This window comes from Nonomuraea longicatena (genome assembly GCF_039525605.1).
Classification (GTDB): domain Bacteria; phylum Actinomycetota; class Actinomycetes; order Streptosporangiales; family Streptosporangiaceae; genus Nonomuraea; species Nonomuraea longicatena.
The window spans coordinates 64,897-81,015 of the sequence record NZ_BAAAHQ010000006.1; the positions used below are offsets into that span (position 1 = coordinate 64,897).

A 16,119-nucleotide genomic window follows, 5' to 3' on the forward strand; every position below is an offset into this window, starting at 1 on the left:
GGCGGCGCCCGCCGCCGAGGACGACGGGTATGTGATGGCCTATGCCCACAACCCCGAGCGGGGGGCCTCCGACCTCGTCATCCTGTCGGCCCAGGACTTCACGGCCGGGCCGGTGGCCCGGATCCACCTGCCGACCAGGATCCCGCTGGGCTTCCACGGCAACTGGGTTCCCGACGCCGACTGACGGCGGGCCGGACCCCGGGCGGGCGTGTCCGGGTCCGGGTCGGACAATGGGGGAAGGGGGAGGTGTGCGATGGCCGCTGAGGCGCCCGGCCGTCCGTGCTTGGTCGCGGGCTACGACCGGTGTCCGGCCGCGCAGGCCGCAGTGCGCTATGCGGCCGACCTGGCCGGACGGCTCGGGGCCCGGTTGCTGGTCGTGCACGTGGTCGGCCTGGCCGACTACCCGATCGACCCGGACGCCGCCGACTGGGAGGCGCAGGCGCGATCGACGGTGGCCGCCGAGCACGGGCAGGTCCGCGACCTGCTGGACGGGCGGGGGCTGGACTGGGAGTTCGTGCTGGAGCGCGGCGACCCGGCCGCGCGCCTGGCCGAGGTCGCCGATCGCGCGCACGCCGTGATGACCGTCATCGGCGCGCAACGGCACCGGCTGGCGGCCGGGCCGGTCACCCGGCACCTGACCCGCCACTCCCGCCGGCCGGTTCTGCTCGTGCCCGTCGAAAGCGGCCTACGCTAGGGCGGATGCGCGTGAACCTGCTGCACCCCTGGCCGACGAGCGTGGCGGAGGCGGAGGCCGTCCAGGAGCGGCTGCGGCCGTCGGTGGAGCTCACCGGCCCCACCGCGTTCGCCACCGTGGCCGGGCTGGACGTGCACTACCACGGTGACGAGGAGCTGACGGCGGCCGTGGTGGTGTTGTCGGCCGCCACGCTGGAGGTGGTCGAGCAGGCCGTGGCCCACGGCCGGGCGGCCTTCCCCTACGTTCCCGGCCTGTTCGCCTTCCGTGAGCTGCCCGCGCTGGTGCAGTGCCTCGAACGGCTCACCGTCACGCCCGACCTGCTGGTCTGCGACGGGTACGGCCTGGCCCACCCGCGCGGGTTCGGCCTGGCCTGCCATCTGGGCGTGCTCACCGGCCTGCCCGCGCTGGGCGTGGGCAAGACGCCGTTCGTCGGCTCGTGCGAGCCGCCCGCCCCCGAGCGCGGCGCCTGGACCCCGATCGTCCTGGAGGGCGCCGAGGTCGGGCGGGCGCTGCGTACCCGGGACGGCGTCAAGCCCGTGTACGTCTCACAGGGCCATCGCATCGGCCTCGGCACGGCCTGTGGGCAGGTGCTGCGCCTGTCGCCGCACGCCCGGCTGCCGGAGCCGGTCCGCAGGGCCGACCGGCTGGCCAGGCACGGCCGTTAGTCCTGCTCGCGCCCAATCCAGATGATCACGGTTTACATCGTCCCGAGGACGATGGGCGCGGCGTTGAGCGCGCCGTGGGCGGTGAGGATCGGCCACATGAGCCGGTAGCGGCTCCACAGGTAGCCGAGGAGCACGCCGATCGCGCCTTGGTGGACCAGGCTCATGGCCAGGCTCTCGGGCAGCGGCCCGCCCATGATGCCGACGTGCCAGACCCCGGACAGCAGGGAGGCCAGCAGGACGGCGGGCCAGCGGCCGAGTACCGTCTCCAGCCGGGTCTGCAGCCAGCGCCGGTAAAAGACCTCCTCCAGCAGTGCGTTCACGGCGAATCCGGCGACCAGGACCGTGATCTGGGTGAGGGTGTCGGAGGTGTCCGCCAGGTCGCTGCGGGGTGCGCCGATCGGGCTCAGGTAGGCCACGGCGAACAGCGCCGCCGAGGCCGGCAGCGCGAGCGCATGGGCGGCGGGGGCGCGCCCGACGGGGCCGTCGATCACCGGGGTCCGCCGGGGCGGCACCAGCCGGGCCAGGAGCAGTCCCGCCAGAACGGGCGCCAGGACCTGCCACAGCGGGCGGGTCCCTGCGTGGTCGGCCGAGGTACGGACGCCCTGGCCGGTCAGCAGGAGCCAGGCCGCCGCCGAGGCGAACAGCGCCAGGCAGGCGAGCAGGACACCCAGGGCGAGGGGAGATGTCGATTTTCACACACTTGTACTTTATAGGAGATAGCACGGGTGTGCTGTAATCAGGGTGTGCCGAAAATCGTCGATCACGAACGGCGGCGCGAGACGCTGGCCAGGACCGTCCGGGAGATCATCAGCCGGGAGGGCATCGAGGGCGCCACCGTCCGCCGGGTCGCACAGGAGGCCGGGGTGTCGGTCGGCGGGCTGCGCCACTACTTCGACAGCCAGAGTGGCCTGCTGGCCTTCGCCGCCGAGGAGATCGGCAGGAGCCTCGTCCTGCGCATCGACGGCTGGCTGGCCCGCGACCTGCCGGGCCCGGAGCGCGCCCGGCTGCTGCTGGAGGAACTGCTGCCCCTCGACGCCGAGCGCCGGGTCGAGGTGGACGTGTGGCTGGCCTGCCTGATGCGCTCACGCGTCGACGACTCGCTGGCCGGGCTGCGCGCCACCGCCTGGCAGGCCGAGCTGCACGTCTGCCGGCTCGCGCTGGCCTGTCATCGCTCCCTGCCGCCGCCGGCCCGCATGGGGGAGCCGTTCGGCGATCCCGGGCTGGAGCGGCGGGCGGCGCGGCTGCACGTGTTCGTGGACGGCCTGACCCTGCAGGCGGCGACGTTCCCCGAGAGGTTCACGCCGCAGGGTCTGCGTGACCTGGTCGGCGACGTCCTGGCGGAGATCTGAGCGACCTCAGGCGTCCTGGGCCGCGAACATGAACCCGACATCCACTCACCGACGATCGGAGTCCCTGAATCGGACTGCGAAGCTCAGCCGAGCGTGAACGTCCTGGCGCCGATACGGCGCTGGATGGGAGGGTCAACCTCATGATGGAAGACTTGCGGGACGCCGAGCGCCGGCTCCAGGCCGCGCAGCTCGCTGGAGATGTCGAGGCGCTGGACCGGCTGCTGGACGATCGGTTGATCTTTACCTTCGGTGCGAACGTTGCGACCAAGGCGGACGACCTGGAGCTGCACCGCACTCGGACGCAGGTGTTGACGAAGGTGGCCGAGGAGGAGTTGACCGTGCTCGCCGATGGGCGCACCGGGGTGACGTGGTTTCTCGGCACCGTCGAAGGGACCGTCTCCGGTGCGCCGTTCGCGGCCAGGATGCGCTACACCCGTACGTGGCTGTACGACGAGACGCACGGCTGGCGAATCATCGCCGTGCACGCCGGCACGACCGATTGACGTAGCCGACACGTTGTCCGACGACCGGCCAGCCGGATGGTCGCTGTCGCGGTTCGCCCGCCCCCGGGGGCGGGCCGACGCTGGAAGCCAGGCCACCGCCGTGCTGGGCCTGCGCCCCGACGACTTCGATCCCGATCTTCCTCAGATCGACTTCACCGGCTTGGTCGAGGCCGCCTCGCAAGGCCGGAGAGCCGGCTGGGAGGACGCTGCCCTGCAGCCGGGGCCTCGACGCCTGGGGAGAGCGGATGTGGCGGCGCGGGCTGTGCGTGCCCGCCCGCGCCGCCGCATCCGCTCCTGATCTCAGCGGTACGGACTCGGTTGCCTCGCGGCACGCTGGATCCGGTGGCGGTTCCCGGTCGCGGTTACGCCATCCCGACGGCGAGGGAGAGCTCCAGTTCGGCCTCTCCTTGGTCGGCCCCGTCGATACGGCCGGAGGCCCCGCCCAGATTGCTGGGCCAGGTGGCCTTGTAGATCCAGAAGAAGTCCTCGGTGAAGACGTATGTGTGAGTGCCGACGAAGTCGTCGGCGCTCCACTTGATGAACGCCTCGGCGAAGGCGAGGATCCCGGCGCTGAGCGCCTGCGCCCAGGGAGGGAAGCTCACGCCGGCCGCGTCGAAGGCGATGTTCGCCAGGGTGCCCTTCACGTCGTGAGGGTCGGTGAGCATCTGCTTGTAGATCTGCTCGCGGATCTGGTCGAGGTTGTTCTTGAGTTGGTCGTAGTACGCGCCTTCGTCCTCCACCATCACCGTGACCGAGACGACGACCCCGCCCTTGTTCGCCGTGCCCTGCCACAGCACCAGGTTGGAGAACTGGCGCTCGCTTCCGCGGTACAGGCTCTCGAACACGGGGGACAGGGTCGTGGTGACGGCGCCGGTGCCGTCGACGGCGGTGAAGGCGAAATAGAGCTCGTCACAACTCGACAACTCGGTGGACAGGTCGAAGACATGGAACTTGTTCGCCGCGATCTTGAAACGGGTGTCGCCGAGGTAGTCCCGGACGAACTGTCCCCGCACCGGATCGTATGTCGCGGGGCTGTTCTGGGCGATGAACTCCGGAGTGATCAGCATGTCTAGCCTCCCGGCGCGGTCTCGGGGGCGGCGGCCGCCGCCACGGCCACTTCGGCGTGCAGGATCGTGAACCCCCAGGCGCCGGGCGCGGGCACCGACGCGTCGGCCGACGCGCCGGAGGCCGAGACGTCGACGGCGCGCACGGCGAGCTGGGCGGTGAAGTCGGCGACCAGCGCAGGCAGGTCGCGCCGGAGTTCGTCCCATCCGTAGCCGGTCTCGGGGGTCAGCCCGGCTACGGCGTCGGGGAACACCCGAGCCCGCGCTTCGGGGCCGGCGTCGACGAAGGCGCGCCCGTACTCGGCCAACTGCGCGTCGCTGAGGCCGGTACGGCGGACGGCGTCGACCAACCCTTGCTCCAGTTCGGTGAGCGGCAGCCCCGCCGCCGCGCGGGCGAAGGCGTTGAGCCCGACCGCCAGCAGGTGGTTGCGGGGTTTGGCGCTCTTCGTCCGCTCGCGCTTCTTGGACGGCGCGTGTCCGTCGGCGAGGGTCTCCTTCAGACCGGCGAGGGTCCGCTGGTGCCTGCTCTTCTTCTTGCTCGGTTCGCTAATTTACGACCTTCCGGTCATTTCCCGTTATGGCGGGGCGAACATGGACGATGGTTACGCTATATTCTCCGCGCACGCTTTTACAGGTCTTATTTTCCGCCAGAAAAAGAGGATGATGGGGAACGAAGGTGTTTGCTATTTTCGACTGGGCCGGAAATGCGCCAAAGTTTCGAAGGCGTTCACGCAGTGTCGCCCTGGCGAGCCCATAGGGCCTTCCGCCTGCACTGATACGGGCTCCCGCAATCGCTTGCGTGGCTGTCTCGTCCGTATTTGAGCGGAATTATTCCGATTCGATCGAGCAATGGGGAAAATACTCTGGGGCGGCTTTTTCGGGCAGAATGACTCCGGGCCGGAATGTAGCAGGTTCGACAATCCACCGACGGCGGCTTGGCCATCTCCGCCCGCCAATACCCGCGCGGTGGTAGCGCTGGGCGATCACCTGCCGGCCTGCCCTCCTGTTGTAGGTCCACTACCGGCTGGCGATGGTCGGTGCGATCTGGCCCACCGACGTGCCTCCGTGGAGCCCCGGTGCCTCGGCGGCTGGGTGTGCCGCCATCGGGACCCCTGTGGGGCGTTCGCGGCCGCGAACGCCCCACAGGAGTGGAGTGGATCATCAGTATCCGGGGACGTTCACCTGGAACGGTCGGCCGTCGAGGGTGCCGGTGACGGGGGTGGTGTCAGTGGCGGTGAAGGCCTTCCACTGCAGCGTGACCTTGTGGGTCGCGCCGGCGGGGCCGGCGACGGTGAGGTCGGCGGTGGCTTTGTCGCCGGCGACCTTGGCAGTGCCGGCGGCGGCGAGGTCGGCGACGTAGCGGACCTTGTCCAAGGTGATCGTGCCGTCTCTACCGTTGGTGACCTCCCCGCCGCGCAGCCCGGGCTCGGCGTCCGGCCGCGAGGCGCGATGCGGGTTGTGCATGGCTACCGTGTCGGCGGCGGTGGCGAACGCGGCCGCCACGAGTGTGCGCTGCGGAGCGTCGAGCCCGCCGCCGCGGGCCGCCGGTACTGCTGCCGCGGTCGCAGGGAAGCGACCGTGTGCCTGGTAGTTGGCCATCGTGCACGACGGGTCGGACACCCGCCCCGGGTCCTGGATGAACCGGTGCATGACCTGTCGCGCGCACTCGCCACCCGGCCCACGGCCCTCGACCGAGGGGTTGTGGTACCCGGCCTGTACGGTGACCGCCTGGCCGCGGGGGAATGCCCGCGCCGCGGTGCGTGCACCCATGATCGCCTTCGGGTCGAACTCGCTGGCGACGGCCAGCATCGGCACCGCCGGCCGGTCCGGCTCGATCGCGTTGTTCACTCGCGGGGTGGGCCAGCCTGCGCAGAAGTCCGCACCGCTGCCCGCCTCGGAGAGAGTGAACGGCGCGTACCGGTTGCGCTCGGCATGCCAGGTCACCAACTGGCGGCGCCGACTCGCCTCGTCGGCGGCACGGTCGTACGGCCAGACCGGGTCGGAACACAGGTACGCCGTCGTACCGGCCCTGTCCGGTGACTCCTTGGACGGCGCCTTGGATCCTGCACCCTTGTTGCCGGCCAGCGGGGCTGCCCTGTCGAGCACGCGGCGCAGCGGGGCCGGGTCGCCGTCCAGGTATGCGGCGGTGGCCGCGGTCGCGTCGGTGGCGAGGGCTGGATCAGAGGCCGACCGCAGCGCCCCGAGCAGTCGCTGCAGGGTCAGCGCGTTGTCGCCGCCGGCGCGCATCTTCCGTACCACCGCGTCCCAGCGTGCCGTCGGGTCGCCGCCGGCGGCGCGGCGGCAAGCCGGCGATCGCTGGCAGGCGCGGGCGTAGTTGGCGATGGCTTCCTGGATCTCCTTGCCTTCCGACTCGCCGAGCTGCCACCGGCCGGCCTTGTCGATTGGGCCGATCATGCTCTCGATGTACAGGGCGCGCACCCGGTCCGGGTAGCGGGTCGTGTAGGCCTGTCCGCTCAGCGCGCCCCAGGACGATCCCACGACGGTTACCTTGGACAGGCCCAAAGCCGCGCGCACCGCCTCCACATCGGCGACGTACTGGTCGCTGCTGAAGAACCGGGCTCTGTCGCCGATCTCACGCGCGCACTGGGTGACCGACTCCGGCTTCCCCTGCTGCAGCGCCTTGCACCGCAGCGGCGCGGATTCGCCCATCCCGCGGAACTCCACGATCATCATGTCCGAGTGGTCCAGCAGAGGCTGGAAGACCTTCCCGAAGGAGTCGACGCGCTCGGCGTTGGGTCCAAGCGGGGCCGGACCGCCGGGCATCGCCAGGATCGAGGTGCGGGCTGGGCGCGATCGGTCGGCCCGCGGGATGTACCCGAACCTGATGGTGATCTTCTCCGACTGCGAATCCTGCCAGTTCAGTGGGACGGTCAGGGTGCCGATGCACCGGCTGGTCGCGGTGGCGCATTCGTGCCGGCCGCCGCTGGCCGCGGTGGCGACCGCCGCCTGCGCGGCGGCGACCAGCACCACCGTGCCGGCCAGAATCGTCCTCAGTGCACGCATGCGGCCTCCGCCCAAAGGACTCCGGGAATCCGACGGGGCGCTGTTCGCGCTGGTTCGGTGTGGTTCATGTCATTAGTTGAGCCAGCGTGGGTGTTGCCAGCGCGTATGTGGTTTTCGATATGCCGGCGATATGCGCCGGCTCGTAGCCTCGGGAGCATGCGCGTGTTGATCGTCGAGGACGAACCCTTCCTGGCAGAAGCCGTCCGCGATGGCCTCCGTCTGGAAGCGATCGCCGCCGACATCGCCGGTGACGGTGACACCGCTCTGGAACTGCTGAGCATCAACGCCTACGACATCGCCGTCCTCGACCGCGACATCCCCGGCCCCTCCGGCGACGAGATCGCCAAACGTATCGTCGCCTCCGGTAGCGGCATGCCCATCCTCATGCTCACCGCTGCCGACCGGCTCGACGACAAGGCCTCCGGGTTCGAACTCGGCGCCGACGACTACCTCACCAAGCCTTTCGCGCTCAAAGAGCTCGTGCTCCGTCTGAGAGCGCTCGACCGCAGGCGCGCCCACCACAGACCACCCGTGCGAGAGATCGCCGGCCTGCGGCTGGATCCGTTCCGCCGCGAGGTCTACCGCGACGGCCGTTACGTCGCGCTCACCCGGAAGCAGTTCGCCGTGCTCGAAGTTCTCGTCGCTGCCGAAGGCGGTGTCGTCAGCGCCGAAGAACTCTTGGGGCGAGCGTGGGATGAGAACGCCGACCCCTTCACCAACGCCGTGCGTATCACGGTCTCGGCACTGCGTAAGCGGCTCGGCGAACCCGGGATCATCGCCACCGTGGCCGGCGCCGGGTACCGCATCGGCCCTCAACCAGACACCGGACGTGAGGGAGGCGGCCGTGGATAGAGCGCCTGGGTTGAGTGTTCGCCTCAAACTCACCCTCAGCTACGCCAGCTTTCTCATGCTCGCAGGTGCCCTGCTGCTCGCCGCCGTGTCGGTCTATTTCCTGCGGGGCCTACCCGATGATGCGGTGTACACCACCGGTCACTTGATAATCGACCGCTCCGCCATCCTGCGTTCGTTCACTCCGGTCGCGGCCATCGTGTCGGCGTTCCTGCTGGTATTCGGTTTTCTGGGAGGATGGATTCTCGCCGGCCGGATGCTCGCCCCCCTGACCCATATCACGGATGCCACCCGCGTGGCCGCGAACGGGTCACTTTCCCACCGGATCCAGTTGGCAGGCCGCAAGGACGAGTTCCGCGAACTCGCCGACGCCTTCGACGCCATGCTCGTACGGCTTGAAGCACACGTCGCCGAACAGCGGAGATTCGCAGCCAACGCCTCGCACGAACTGCGCACCCCGCTGGCGATCTCGCAGTCACTTCTCGACGTGGCCCGCAATGATCCGACACGCGATCCTGGCGAACTCGTCGACCGCCTTCACGCCGTCAACGTTCGAGCGATCGACCTCACCGAGGCGCTACTCGTGCTCAGCCGCGCTGGCCAGAGGTCCTTCACCCGAGAACCTGTTGACCTGTCCTTACTCGTAGAAGAGGCCACCGAAACACTGCTCCCGCTCGCCGAGAAACGGGGTGTCACCATCGATGCCTCCGGTGACATCACACCGGCTGTCGGGTCGCAAGCGCTCCTGCTGCAGATGACGATGAACCTTGTGCACAACGCCATCGTGCACAATCTGCCCGAACGGGGCACGGTGTGGGTCAAGACCAGCGTCCGCCCCGAGATCGTGGTGCTCACGGTCGAAAACAGCGGCGAGAAACTCTCCCCGCAGTTGGTCTTGACACTCACCGAACCGTTTCAGCGCGGCACCGAACGAATACGCAACGACCACGCAGGCGTCGGCCTCGGCCTGGCGATCGTCAAGAGCATCACCCAAGCACACGACGGATCTCTCACTATCATCCCGCGCCCTGCGGGCGGACTCCGTATCGTCGTTCAACTGCCTATCCCCCACCACGTACAGGTACCGCAAACGTGGTCACGTACGGCCACATAACCGGATTGGCCGAGAGAACGATCGTGGATCCGGTGGGGGAGTATGAGAGCTGGCCGCTGTGCGAACCGCACGCTGCGGCCCTGCCGGCCAAGGATCCGACAGCTCCGCTCGCGGTGGTCGCCGCCCTCTGGCTCGGCTGGACCGAACGCAACTGGCCGGACACGCGGTCGAATTTCCCACAGGACTACCGGGACCCCTTGCGCAGCGGTTCAGGCGGGCTGGCCGGTTGCCCCGGCGAGCATCGCCTTGGGCCAGACCGGCCGGTGCTGCCGCCGGGCGGCGCCCAGCATCCGGGCGCGGGCGGCCGTCACCGTGGCGTGGCCGGCGGGCGGCATCACCTCGTCGATGAACGGGAATTCCTTCAATGGGTTCGGCTGAAACGGGCCCCTTCGATGAGCAGCGCGCCGATTCCGCAGCTCAGGCGCCATCGGCGCGGCGGGTGACGGCCTGCCCGCCCACGCCCGTCCAATGAAATCGCCTGCCGTACCCCCTTCTGCGCACAATCCCGGCTTCCGCGTTCCCTGTCACATCGCCCGGACGACGTATGGGCAGAACCACGAAGGGAACCGGGAACATGACCACCACCATCACCCGCGGCAACGCCTCCACCCGCACGCTGCTCACCGCCGCGGCGGCCGCCATGCCGGTCTGGACCGTCGTCGCGCTGACGCAGGCGTTCACCCGCGAGGGCTTCGACCTGGTCCGCCACCCCTTCAGCCAGCTCGCCACCGGCTCGCTCGGGTGGATCCAGATCACCAACTTCCTGATCGTCTCCTCGCTGCTCATCGCCGGCTCCTTCGGGTTCCGCAAGGTCCTGCACGGCAAGCCCGGCGGCACCTGGGTGCCGCGCCTGACCCGGATCGCCGGGATCGGAATGATCGGAGCGGGCGTCTTCGTCGTGGACGCCGGTTACGGCTTCCCCGTGGGCACACCGGCCGGGCCGCCAGCGGGGATGAGCTGGCACGCCGTCCTGCACATGGTGGCAGGGCAGGTGGCGTTCCTCGCCTTCGCCGCGGTGTGCTTCATCCTCGGCCGGTACTTCACCCGCGCCGGCGCCCGAGGCATGGCCCTCCTCTCCCGCCTGGCCGGCACGGCCGTGATCGTCGGTGACGGCTGGGCGATCACCGGCGGGCACGCCGGCTCGGTGACGCTCGCCACCGGCGTCATCATCGCGATGGGCTGGATCTCCCTGGTCGCCGCCCATCTCCGCAAGTCCGCCTGAATCACCCACCACATCACCACAGAGGAGAAACCATGAGAAAGATCGTCGCCGGGCTGTTCGTCTCGATGGACGGAGTCGTGGAAGCACCCGAGAGACGGCACTTCCCTACCTGAACGCATGTCGGGCTGTTCGGCCTCGCCGGCAAAGCCCTCACCCCACGGATCCGCCACCTCGGGAGATCGCGATGCTGCGGGTCCACAACCCAGGGGCGACCAACGCGTTCTACCCCACGCCGGGTCTCTGCCGGCCGACCGGCGGAACGAAGACCTGATCACCGATGGGTACCGGTTGACCGAGAACACAACCCGGCTGCGGGCCGACGCCCGCCGCAAGCGCGAGCAGATCGTCATCGCGGCCCGCGAGGTCTTCCTTGAGCAGGGCATCCACGCGCCGCCGGAGGAGATCGCCCGCCGCGCCGGCATCGGCATCGCCACCCTCTACCGCCGCTTCCCCGGCCGCCACACACTCGTCCAGCAGGTCGCCCTGGACAGCCTGACCCGGTCGGTGAGGAACTGGACCGCGCCACCGTCGCGCACCCCGACGCCTTGGGCGCGCTTACGCAGCTCATACGCCGCCTGGTGGAGACCATCATGCCGATGCTGCTCCCCGGTCTGGAGGAGGACGCGCGCGGCGAGAGGGGAACCCTGAAGAGGCGACGCGACCAGCTCTTCGAGCAGATGGAACAGCTCACCCGCGCCGCCCAGAAGTACGGGTAGCTCCGCCAAGGCATCAAGCCCATCGCCATCTGGCTCGGCGTCATCAAGCTGTCCCGCCCGCTACCCGTTCTCGGCGCCGAGCACAACGAGCTGATCACCGGCCGGCAGTTGGAGTTGCTCCTCGGCAGCCTCCACGCCACGGCGCTGGACGCCGCCGAGCCGCTGCGCCGACAGCCGCTGACCCTCGACGACCTGGACCGCCACCTCAGAACGGCGGAGTAGCCGGAGCTGAGGACGGCCACGTCACCGGTGCGCAGTTCCTCGACTGGAGGCCGAGGCCCGCCGCGTGCTCACGGCGACGGGTCTCGAACCGGGAGGAGACCCGGCGGTGGGGTGAACGGCCCGCCTGGGACAGATCTGGGACAGCGGCAAGCCTGAACATAACCGCAGGTCAGCGGCGCGCAATCGGGCCGCCTGTCCCATCGGGAGGCTCTCGCCGCCCCGGGGACGGCGGTGCGGGTGCCAATCTCGGCGACGTGACCGACACCCGCTCCCTCCTGGAAAGGCACCCCGATGGATTCCCTGCTCTCCACGCTGACCGCGCATCCCCTCAGGTGGGAGGTGACCGACGCGGCGGCCGGCCTGCTGCCGGCTCCGCTTCTCCTGCACGGCCGCGCGGTGAGCGCGCCGTCGCGCCCTGAGGCCCTGTCAGGGCTCGCATCAGTACGGTGACCGGCCCGTATCAGCGCGATCCGCGACCTTTGCTGTCAACAGCCCGACAACAACCGATCCGAAACGGGAGTTCACCATCATGACCATCACGTTCTCCGACCAGGACAAGCTCACCCTCCGCACCGCCGCATGGGGCGCCGTCTCGCTGATGTCGGCCGCCAGTGCCGCCGGCTCGGCCCACAAGGCCGGCACCGAGGGCTCCATCGCGCTGACCTCGGCGACCGGTGCGGTCGGACACGTGCTGACCAAGGCGCCCAAGAGCGTGAAGTGGGGTAAGACGGTCGCCGACCTCGCCGACCAGGCGTTGCCGGCGCTGACCGCGTCCATGGCGCTGCTCAAGCAGCAGGCGCCGGACGAGGCCGACAACTTCCGCCGCACCATCACCGTCGCGGTCGAGGCCGCCGCCCGTACCCACCAGGGCGAGCCCAGCCCCACTGCGGCCGCCATGGCCCGCAAGATCACCGACGCGCTCGCCGCCGCCTGACCATCACGACCCCGGAAAGAAGGAATCATGACCACGAACACCCGGCGTCTCGCCGCCACCACACTGACGGCCGCCATGTTGGCCGCCGCGATCGCCACCCCCGCGATCGCCGCCCCCGCCCAGGACCGCCCCGAGCTGCAGAAGGCCATGCAGGCGTTCGTCGACGCCGGATTCACCGGGGTGCAACTGCGCGTGAACGACCAGGCGGGTGAGTGGTCGCCAGCGCCGGAGTCAGCAAGCTCGGCCGTCCCGCCAAGCCGTCGACGAACGGGCGGTTCTGGACCGGCAGCGCCGTCAAGCCGTTCACCGCGACCCTGGTCCTTCAGCTCGTCGCCGACGGCAAGGTCAAGCTCGACGCCCCGGTGGCCGGCTACCTGCCCGACCTCGGCCTGGACCGCCGGATCACCGTCCGCATGTTGCTGCAGCACACCAGCGGCCTGTTCAACTACACCGGCGAGTACTACGACGACGGCACGTTCGCCCCCGGCATCCCCGCCGCCGGCGACGCATGGCTGAAGAACCGCTTCCGCAGCTACAAGCCCGAAGAGCTGGTACGGCTGGCGCTGTCCAAGCCCACGCGCTTCGAGCCCGGGACGGGTCAGAACTACTCCAACACCAACTACACCCTGGCGCTGCTGCTGATCGAAAAGGTCACCGGCCGCCCGTACGCCGAGCAGTTGCAGCAGCGGATCCTGCGTCCGCTCGGCCTGTCGGCCACCCGGCAGGCAGGCGACCGCACGAAGTTGGCGGGGCCGTACGCGCACGCCTACTACAGCTACCAGGGCAAGACGATCGACATCTCCCGGCAGAACCTGTCCATGCTGGCCGGCGCCGGTGACCTGGCCTCGACGACCCGGGATCTGACCACGTTCTTCACCGCGCTGAACGGCGGCAAGCTCCTGCCACCCGCGCTGCTGGACGAGATGCGCAAACCGCACGGCAAGCTCAAGTACGGACTCGGGGTGTTCGCGCAGGACCTGGGCCCGGGCTGCGGCACCGTCTACCAGCACAACGGCAGCCCGCCGCACGGCTACGGGGCGCTGATGTACAGCTCGCCCGACGGCAAGACGACCCTGACCGGGTCGGTGACCTGGGTGGACTCGGCGACCCGCGGGCCGGTGAAGGACTTCCAGAAGCTGCTGGACGGGCTGGTCCAGAAAGTGTTCTGCGGCACACCGGCTCGATGACAGCGGCCGCTGCGCCCGGCCCGCCTGACGCGCACGCTGGACGCGGCCGTGCGCGCGATGATCGGCGGCGAGGACGGGACGGCGCTGTCGGCCCGGGACGCGGCGCAGGCCGACGAGTCCCCGGGCGCGCGCGGCCGACTCCGACCCGGCCGCGCCGGCCTGCGCCCCGCAGCAGGTGCGGACCGCTTTCGCCGGGTGGCGGGGTCGGTCAGCCGGTGAAGTCGGCGGCGTGCTCGTGCGCCCACTCGGCGAAGGTGAGCGCCGGGCGGCCGGTGAGCTCGCGCACCGCGCCGGTGGTCTCGACCGGCACGCCGTCGTGCTCGCGCCACCAGCCCAGGAGCGGGCGCTGGTACTCCTCGGGGATGAACGGCGCCATCTCGGCGCTCCACTCCTCCTCGCTGAGCTTGCGCACCTCGATCGGACGGCCGACGACCTGGGAGAGGGTCTCGATCTGCTCGGTGAACGTGATCGACCTCGGCCCGGTGATCGTGTACGGCCGCCCGCCGAGCGCGGGGTCGGTGAGCACGGCCAGCGCGGCACGGGCGAGGTCGGCCTCGTGGAGGGGGTCGGTGTGCGCGCCCGGGTAGGGCAGGCCGATCGGCTCGCCCGCCTTGATCGCCTGGGCCCAGGCCAGGGCGTTGCCCGCGAACGCGCCGGGCCGCAGGTGCGTGGCGCGCACGCCGGACTCCTCCAGTGCCCGTTCGGCGTCGCGGTGCAGGCGGGCGATAGGGCTGGCGTCGGTGTCCGGTTCGAGCGCGGACGCCGACGACAGCAGCACGATGTGCTCCACCCCGGCGGCTTCGGCCTGCCCCGCGAAGGCCGCCGCCTGGGACGGCTCGGCGTACAGGAACACCGATCGCACGCCCTCCAGCGCGGCCGGGAAGGTGGCCGGGTCGGTGAGATCGCAGACCACAGCGCCCTCAGCGCCCTCGCCGGGCCTGCTGGAGGCGGGGCGCACGTCGAGGCCGCGCTCGCGCAGCAACGGGATGAGGCGCCGCGCGACCGAGCCGCGGCTGCCGGTGACGAGAACGGTCATGACTCTCCTGTCCAGAACCTATAATGTGCATGAAGCAAAATGTGCTTGATGCACATGAATGTGGATCACGGAGGCCCCCGATGTCAAACCGAGCCGGTCGGATGGCCGAGCTGATGGCAGAAAGCCAGCGGCACTACGCCGCGTACTCGCTGTTCAACCAGGCGATGGCGGAACATCTGGGCCTGCACCCCACCGACCTGCAGTGCGTCGCGTTGCTCGACCTGGAGCCCGGCCCGGTCACCACCGGCGAACTCGCCGCCCTGACCGGCCTGACCCCGAGCGCCACCTCGCGCCTGGTCGACCGCCTGGAGAAGGCCGGCTTCGTGGTCCGCCACACCGACCCCGGCGACCGCAGGCGCGCCCTGGTCTCCCTCGTTCCCCGCACCTGCGCCGCCGTCGCCGAAGCGTGGGAGGTGCCCGGCCGCGCCTTCGCAGAGGTTCTCGGGGACTACGACGACGACCAGCTCCAGCTCATCGCCGACTATCTGCGCAGGGCCGCCGACGTCGGCCGCGAGCAGGCCCGCCGCCTGTCAGACTCATGACATCCCTGGTGAGGGCAGGGTGGACGGCCTGTACGGTGTTCAGCTCCGCGTGATCTCCCGCAGCAGGTCGGCCAGCTCGCGCCGGGAGGCCACGCCGAGTTTCGGATACGCCTTGTACAGGTGGTACTCGACCGTGCGCGGGCTCAGGAACAGCTGCTCGGCGATCTCGCGGTTGCTGACGCCCGCGGCGGCCAGCCGGACGATGCGGCGCTCCTGCGCGGTCAGTTCGCCGAGCGGGTCGCCGTCCCGGCCGTTGTCGCCCGCGGGACGGTGACCGTACGGGCGGGGCTGCCCGGCGGCGCGCAACTCGGCACGGGCGCGTTCGGCCCACGGCTGGGCCCCCAGTCGCTCGAACAGCTCGGCGGCCAGGCGCAGCGGGTGCCGCGACTCGGCGCTGCGGTGGGCGCGGCGCAGCCGCTGGCCGTACAGCAGGGCGGTGCGGGCCCGCTCGAACGGGCGTCCGTGCTCGTGCGTGCGCAACGCCCGCCCGAGAAGTTCGAGAACGGCGCCGTCGCCGCGCCCCTGCCCGTCCTTCTCATGCACGCCGTCGGCCCGGCTTGGTCCGTTGTCGCCTGAATCCGGCCCGTCGTGGGCGGGTGCGCCGTCGCCGTTGGGGCGGGCCTCCCCGTCGCCCCGTGTCCGGCCGCTCTGGGCGCCGTTCGCGTGTTCGGCGGCCAGCGCCTCCAGGCGCAGCGCGACCGACTGGGCCCACGGCCGGCCGGTGTGCGCGGCCCACGCGGTGAAGCGGTCGAGCGGTTCGGCCGCCAGGTCCGGCCGTCCGGACAGGAGCGCGGCCTCGGCCAGGTCGGCGGCGGCCGTCGGCGGCGCGTCGGCCCCGCGCCAGCGGGTGTGCAGGTGCGGGACGGCCTCGTCGATGCGGCCGTGGCCGAGCGCGAGCAGGCCGGGCGTGCCACCGGGCGCGCCCTCGATGGCGTCGATCTCGTCGATGACGTCGCGCTGCGGGACGGCCTGGCCGGCGGTGGCGGCTGGCGCCTCGG

Annotated in this window: 20 protein-coding genes and 1 pseudogene; 14 read left to right on the top strand and 7 right to left on the bottom strand. The window is 70.5% G+C overall.

The window, feature by feature from the left end:
• From ABD120_RS07455 to ABD120_RS07465, 3 genes and pseudogenes are all read left to right on the top strand, one after another.
• Nucleotides 1-184, top strand: a pseudogene (locus ABD120_RS07455) (carotenoid oxygenase family protein); the annotation flags it as partial.
• Nucleotides 185-253: 69 nt separating this feature from the next.
• Nucleotides 254-694, top strand: coding sequence for a universal stress protein (locus ABD120_RS07460; RefSeq protein ID WP_343948974.1), 441 nt, complete (start codon nt 254-256; stop codon nt 692-694).
• Between the two features lie 5 nt (nt 695-699).
• The gene (locus ABD120_RS07465) at nt 700-1,359 is read left to right on the top strand and encodes an endonuclease V (protein ID WP_343948975.1); all 660 of its coding nucleotides are present in this window, start codon (nt 700-702) and stop codon (nt 1,357-1,359) included.
• A 32-nt stretch (nt 1,360-1,391) separates the two neighbouring features.
• On the opposite strand, the gene ABD120_RS07470 is transcribed toward ABD120_RS07465, so the two are convergent.
• Complete coding sequence (locus ABD120_RS07470) at nt 1,392-1,850, bottom strand: CPBP family intramembrane glutamic endopeptidase (RefSeq protein ID WP_343948976.1); 459 nt, start codon at nt 1,848-1,850, stop codon at nt 1,392-1,394.
• A 252-nt stretch (nt 1,851-2,102) separates the two neighbouring features.
• Here ABD120_RS07470 and ABD120_RS07475 point away from each other — a divergent pair, with 252 nt between their 5' ends.
• Both ABD120_RS07475 and ABD120_RS07480 read left to right on the top strand, forming a co-directional pair.
• Nucleotides 2,103-2,708, top strand: a complete 606-nt coding sequence (locus ABD120_RS07475; protein ID WP_343948977.1) for a TetR/AcrR family transcriptional regulator — start codon at nt 2,103-2,105, stop codon at nt 2,706-2,708.
• 140 nt (nt 2,709-2,848) lie between these two features.
• Complete coding sequence (locus tag ABD120_RS07480; protein WP_343948978.1) at nt 2,849-3,211, top strand: nuclear transport factor 2 family protein; 363 nt, start codon at nt 2,849-2,851, stop codon at nt 3,209-3,211.
• A 362-nt stretch (nt 3,212-3,573) separates the two neighbouring features.
• Here ABD120_RS07480 and ABD120_RS07485 read toward each other — a convergent pair whose 3' ends face one another.
• The 3 genes from ABD120_RS07485 to ABD120_RS07495 all read right to left on the bottom strand — a co-directional run bounded on the left by ABD120_RS07485 (nt 3,574) and on the right by ABD120_RS07495 (nt 7,299).
• Nucleotides 3,574-4,278 carry a hypothetical protein gene (locus ABD120_RS07485; RefSeq protein ID WP_343948979.1) on the bottom strand — a complete coding sequence of 235 codons (705 nt, stop codon included), beginning with the start codon at nt 4,276-4,278 and terminating at the stop codon, nt 3,574-3,576.
• A gap of 2 nt (nt 4,279-4,280) precedes the next feature.
• Complete coding sequence (locus ABD120_RS07490) at nt 4,281-4,625, bottom strand: hypothetical protein (RefSeq protein ID WP_343948980.1); 345 nt, start codon at nt 4,623-4,625, stop codon at nt 4,281-4,283.
• Nucleotides 4,626-5,436: 811 nt separating this feature from the next.
• Nucleotides 5,437-7,299 (bottom strand): alpha/beta hydrolase, encoded by a 1,863-nt coding sequence (locus ABD120_RS07495; protein WP_343948981.1) that lies wholly within the window; start codon nt 7,297-7,299, stop codon nt 5,437-5,439.
• 156 nt (nt 7,300-7,455) lie between these two features.
• Between ABD120_RS07495 and ABD120_RS07500 the strand changes: the two genes are divergently transcribed.
• Together ABD120_RS07500 and ABD120_RS07505 are read left to right on the top strand one after the other, a co-directional pair.
• On the top strand, nt 7,456-8,151 hold the full coding sequence (locus tag ABD120_RS07500) for a response regulator transcription factor (protein WP_343948982.1): 696 nt from the start codon (nt 7,456-7,458) through the stop codon (nt 8,149-8,151).
• Nucleotides 8,152-8,161: 10 nt separating this feature from the next.
• A complete protein-coding gene (locus tag ABD120_RS07505) occupies nt 8,162-9,262 on the top strand; it encodes a sensor histidine kinase (protein WP_343948983.1) in 1,101 nt (366 codons plus the stop codon).
• Nucleotides 9,263-9,471: 209 nt separating this feature from the next.
• Here ABD120_RS07505 and ABD120_RS07510 read toward each other — a convergent pair whose 3' ends face one another.
• Entirely contained in the window at nt 9,472-9,627 is a 156-nt protein-coding gene (locus ABD120_RS07510) for a hypothetical protein (protein WP_343948984.1), read from the bottom strand.
• A gap of 209 nt (nt 9,628-9,836) precedes the next feature.
• Here ABD120_RS07510 and ABD120_RS07515 point away from each other — a divergent pair, with 209 nt between their 5' ends.
• The 6 genes from ABD120_RS07515 (at nt 9,837) to ABD120_RS07540 (ending at nt 13,762) form a co-directional block, all read left to right on the top strand.
• Nucleotides 9,837-10,484, top strand: coding sequence for a DUF998 domain-containing protein (locus tag ABD120_RS07515; protein ID WP_343948985.1), 648 nt, complete (start codon nt 9,837-9,839; stop codon nt 10,482-10,484).
• A 288-nt stretch (nt 10,485-10,772) separates the two neighbouring features.
• Entirely contained in the window at nt 10,773-11,132 is a 360-nt protein-coding gene (locus ABD120_RS07520; RefSeq protein WP_343948986.1) for a TetR/AcrR family transcriptional regulator, read from the top strand.
• A gap of 581 nt (nt 11,133-11,713) precedes the next feature.
• The gene (locus ABD120_RS07525) at nt 11,714-11,872 is read left to right on the top strand and encodes a hypothetical protein (RefSeq protein ID WP_343948987.1); all 159 of its coding nucleotides are present in this window, start codon (nt 11,714-11,716) and stop codon (nt 11,870-11,872) included.
• 79 nt (nt 11,873-11,951) lie between these two features.
• A complete protein-coding gene (locus ABD120_RS07530; protein WP_343948988.1) occupies nt 11,952-12,356 on the top strand; it encodes a hypothetical protein in 405 nt (134 codons plus the stop codon).
• Between the two features lie 212 nt (nt 12,357-12,568).
• The gene (locus ABD120_RS07535; protein ID WP_343948989.1) at nt 12,569-13,543 is read left to right on the top strand and encodes a serine hydrolase domain-containing protein; all 975 of its coding nucleotides are present in this window, start codon (nt 12,569-12,571) and stop codon (nt 13,541-13,543) included.
• A 48-nt stretch (nt 13,544-13,591) separates the two neighbouring features.
• Complete coding sequence (locus ABD120_RS07540) at nt 13,592-13,762, top strand: hypothetical protein (RefSeq protein WP_343948990.1); 171 nt, start codon at nt 13,592-13,594, stop codon at nt 13,760-13,762.
• Here ABD120_RS07540 and ABD120_RS07545 read toward each other — a convergent pair.
• Nucleotides 13,752-14,579, bottom strand: coding sequence for an SDR family oxidoreductase (locus ABD120_RS07545; RefSeq protein WP_343948991.1), 828 nt, complete (start codon nt 14,577-14,579; stop codon nt 13,752-13,754). The two genes, ABD120_RS07540 and ABD120_RS07545, sit on opposite strands and share 11 nt — an antisense overlap.
• 80 nt (nt 14,580-14,659) lie before the next feature.
• On the opposite strand from ABD120_RS07545, the gene ABD120_RS07550 reads away from it, so the two are divergent.
• Complete coding sequence (locus ABD120_RS07550; protein ID WP_343948992.1) at nt 14,660-15,121, top strand: MarR family winged helix-turn-helix transcriptional regulator; 462 nt, start codon at nt 14,660-14,662, stop codon at nt 15,119-15,121.
• Between the two features lie 39 nt (nt 15,122-15,160).
• On the opposite strand, the gene ABD120_RS07555 is transcribed toward ABD120_RS07550, so the two are convergent.
• Nucleotides 15,161-16,119, bottom strand: a 959-nt coding sequence (locus tag ABD120_RS07555) for a helix-turn-helix transcriptional regulator (RefSeq protein ID WP_343948993.1), incomplete at its 5' end; no start/stop codon positions are given.